Origin of the sequence: Mucilaginibacter oryzae, from assembly GCF_003148845.1 — a bacterium.
Taxonomy (GTDB): domain Bacteria; phylum Bacteroidota; class Bacteroidia; order Sphingobacteriales; family Sphingobacteriaceae; genus Mucilaginibacter; species Mucilaginibacter oryzae.
Genome location: NZ_QGHA01000034.1, coordinates 1 through 3595, shown reverse-complemented (window position 1 = coordinate 3595; position 3595 = coordinate 1). Strand labels below are relative to the sequence as shown.

Annotated in this window: 4 protein-coding genes; all 4 read left to right on the top strand. The window is 41.6% G+C overall.

What is annotated here, in order from left to right:
• Nucleotides 1-477: 477 nt before the first annotated feature.
• The 4 genes from LX99_RS26340 to LX99_RS25235 all read left to right on the top strand — a co-directional run bounded on the left by LX99_RS26340 (nt 478) and on the right by LX99_RS25235 (nt 3503).
• Entirely contained in the window at nt 478-603 is a 126-nt protein-coding gene (locus tag LX99_RS26340; RefSeq protein ID WP_281271008.1) for a hypothetical protein, read from the top strand.
• 332 nt (nt 604-935) lie between these two features.
• On the top strand, nt 936-1496 hold the full coding sequence (locus LX99_RS25245; protein WP_109611117.1) for an RNA polymerase sigma factor: 561 nt from the start codon (nt 936-938) through the stop codon (nt 1494-1496).
• The gene (locus LX99_RS25240; RefSeq protein WP_109611115.1) at nt 1493-2071 is read left to right on the top strand and encodes a hypothetical protein; all 579 of its coding nucleotides are present in this window, start codon (nt 1493-1495) and stop codon (nt 2069-2071) included. Before LX99_RS25245 ends, LX99_RS25240 begins: the two co-directional genes overlap by 4 nt.
• Entirely contained in the window at nt 2052-3503 is a 1452-nt protein-coding gene (locus LX99_RS25235; RefSeq protein WP_109611112.1) for a DUF4097 family beta strand repeat-containing protein, read from the top strand. Before LX99_RS25240 ends, LX99_RS25235 begins: the two co-directional genes overlap by 20 nt.
• The last annotated feature ends 92 nt before the right edge of the window (nt 3504-3595 follow it).

Below are 3595 nucleotides of genomic sequence, written 5' to 3'. Positions count from 1 at the left end.
ATACTAATTGCGTTTGTCGTTATTCACAATTAGCATTTATTTGACCGATCGGCGATTCCCTTTTTATCCACTTTTCAACACATAACAATTTTATTTATCTGTTTTTAAACAGGCTCTTAATCTTTACAGTCTGATGCCTATTTTGGAGGTAATTATAATTTTCTTTTCGAGTTTGATGAGATTCAATATTTTAGTTCAGCCCGATTAAAATTACTTCCATTTTTAAACAGGCTCTAAGAAGCAGAGTCAGTCCTAAAATCCTTGAAATGACTAATATCATTTGAAAACAAGATCATATTCCATTTTGATTTCCGAAACTGTTTTAATGCATTCTCAGAATTACCCCGCTTTTTTATTTCGTTGCTACATTTGGTAACACATTGGCCGCGTTGTTCAACGCAACGGTAAGCCTGTTCGTTGCTTTAGTTTTTATAGCATTTTTTCAGGCGCCACTAATACCCCCTGGCCTGTACTTTTATGGGGATCGAATTGTTTGACGCGGAGTACGCGTTGCTTTTGGCGGTAGCCTGTATCACTGCGTACCTTTTTAGCGGACATACCGGCTTTTACAGTTCACAACAGATTGGTATAGGGAAGTTTTGACAACACGGACGACAAAAACCTCTCGGACACGTGAAGCGTGATGGTTACATATTAAAAAAACTGGCTAAGTATATGTTTTTGAAAAGGAAAGAATAATTGCCTTGTGTTAAATTATTCCTTATTGCCATGGCAGAAACATCATAAAGGCGGTGATATATAGATGAGATGCGGATGTGCATATGAATTACATTTATTGAGGAATTTTAATTTTCTGTTATCGGAATTTGCATATTAGAATCAAAAAGCATCATCTACACATCCGAAATTATTTTCCTGCATACGTGCAACGTTGTAAAATACCCTGCGTCTATTAACCTGAAGCTGGTCACAATTTGGAAGCGTTATATATTGATAAACATTACAACCTGGTAGTTGAGTGTAAGCAGGGCAGCAAAAAAGCCTGTTACGAACTCTATCGCCTGTATTCGAAAGCTATGCTGAACGTGGCCTTCAGGATCGTGGGCGATATTGCCGAGGCGGAAGATGTTTTGCAGGAGGCCTTTGTGGATGCCTTTGCCAAGCTCAAGGATTTCAGGCAGGATACCACCTTCGGCCTCTGGCTGAAGCAGATTGTGGTGAACCGCTCCATCAATATGCTGCGCAAACGCAAACTGGAACTGGTTGAGCTGGAAGACGGTCACCTGGAAAACATCGCCGACGATGAGGGCTGGGACGATGGGGACCTGCAATACCAGGTAGCCCGGGTAAAAGAAGGCATGAAGTTACTGCCCGATGGTTACCGCGTTGTACTATCATTGTACCTGCTTGAAGGTTACGATCACGAAGAAATAGGCCAAATATTGAACATATCAGAAAACACTTCAAGAACACAGTTTTTGAGAGCTAAAAGGAAGTTAATTGAAATTTTAAACAGGAAAGGAACAGTATCATGAGCAAGCGATTTGAAGATTTCATTCATAACAACAAAGAGGAATTTAACGAGATAGAACCATCGGCCGATTTATGGGGAAAGATTGAGGCGCAACTCAATTTTTTAGACGAGGAGGACAAGCAGAAAACCCAAAAGCGCGAAGCAAAAACTTTTTCGCTGGGCTTTGTGCTCAAAGTGGCCGCCTCCGTAATCATCGTGATGGGTATAGGGTTCGGTTTGTATTTACAAAGCCAAAAAGGCAGCAAAGGGGTAGACCTGGCCGCTATTAACCCCGAGTACGCGCAGCAGCAGGTACACCTGGCATCATTGGTTGAAACCAAGCTTACCCAACTTAAAACAGCATCTAAAAATGATCCGCAGCTATACAGGGAGTTCAGCGCCGAGATAGCTAAAATGGATTCGACCTATAAAAAACTAAACAATGATTTAGCCACCAGTCCTAACCAGGAACGTGTTTTACGTGCAATGATCCGGAATTTGCAAATACAAACCGAGGTACTGAATCAGCAATTAAATGTAATTGAACAGTTTAACGAGATGAAAAAGGAACAAAGCAATGAAACCAAAAATATTTAGTTTAACCCTGCTTATGCTTATCGGTTTGCTTACCATAAGCACCGCAAATTTTGCCCAGGTAAAGCCTAAAGCGCCACGCCCTGCCAAACCTGCAACGCCGCCGGCAACAGATGATGACGATGACGACGACTGGACCCCGGCTACTGATAGCAAAGCGTATCAGCAGAAAATGAAGGAGCTGAACGCCAAAATGCGCGAACTGCAAAAGCAAATGAACAGCCTGCGCCTGCAGCAGCAAAAACAAATGCAGATGAAAATGAAAAGCCTGCAAGATTTAAGCAAACTGCATGACTTTAAATTTAACGACAGCGTTGTGTTTAAATTTAAATCATTTGATAGTTTGAAGTTCGACAAGTTTGACAGCAAGAAGTTTACTGAAAGCTTTAAAGCGTTTGCCCCTAATATCAACTACGGCTTTAAAGATTTCGACCAGAATTTCAGCTTTAATTTTGATAATAACGATAGCTACAGGGAAAAGCTGCAAAACGGCGATATTGTTGAAAAAACCAAAGCCTACAGCAAAAGCTACTCAATTGATGGTAACGATATCATTAATATCGATAATAAATACGGCAAGGTTACCGTAAACACCTGGACAAAAAATGAAGTAAAGGTGGATGTGCAGATTGTTGTTGGCGCTAACGATGCGGATAAAGTACAAAAAATGCTCGACGCGGTAAGCATCAGGGATAGTAAGGACGACTCTGGTGTATGGTTCCGTACCTATATTAACCAGGGCGATGATGATGACGGCGGTAGTGGTATTTGGGGTTCATTGTTTGGCAAAAAAAATTCTGTGCGTAAAATGGAAATTAACTACACAGTTTACATGCCGGCTAAAAATCCGCTTACCATCACCAACAAATACGGCAGTACCGAACTGCCCGACCTGGGCGGCAAGCTTACGATAAATAATTCTTACGGAAGTTTGCGGGCTAAAGCCTTAACCCATCCGGCCAGCCAGATCAGGGTGAGGTATGGCAGCGCTACTATCGAAAACCTGACAGGCAGCAACCTGGATGTAGCTTATGGCAGCCTAAATCTTGGCGATTGCGATAAAATTAATGCCGACGTAAGCTACGGCTCCGCCAAAATTGGCAGGATCACTACCTCCGGCAATATCAACGTAAAATTTAGCGGTGCGCTAAATATTGCCGAGGTGGATAAAAATGTGAAAAGTCTTTCGGTTAACTCATCCTACTCAAGCGTAAAGCTGGGCGTAAGCGATGCTCAAAATGCCGATTTTGATATTACCGTTCGTTACGGCAGCTTTAACTATAACGGGCACGACGTTAATATAACCAGTAAAACCCCTGCCGATGGCGAGCGTGGTTTTAATCCAACCAAAACCTATAAAGGCCATTTAGGCAAAGGTAACAGCGATAAAACAATTACCATCAGCACCAGCTACGGTAGTGTGAGTTTTGATTAAGATAACGTGAGTTCGGGATAAGAGAAGAAAACAATCGCCGAATAGTTTTTATTTTAACTATCTGAATTTCAATAAGTAAGCATATTTTGTTA

Bases quoted from the DNA above. Each gene is read 5' to 3' on its own strand.
- LX99_RS26340 (WP_281271008.1), top strand. From the start codon at position 478: ATGGGGATCGAATTGTTTGACGCGGAGTACGCGTTGCTTTTGGCGGTA.
- LX99_RS25240 (WP_109611115.1), top strand. From the start codon at position 1,493: ATGAGCAAGCGATTTGAAGATTTCATTCATAACAACAAAGAGGAATTT.
- LX99_RS25235 (WP_109611112.1), top strand. From the start codon at position 2,052: ATGAAACCAAAAATATTTAGTTTAACCCTGCTTATGCTTATCGGTTTG.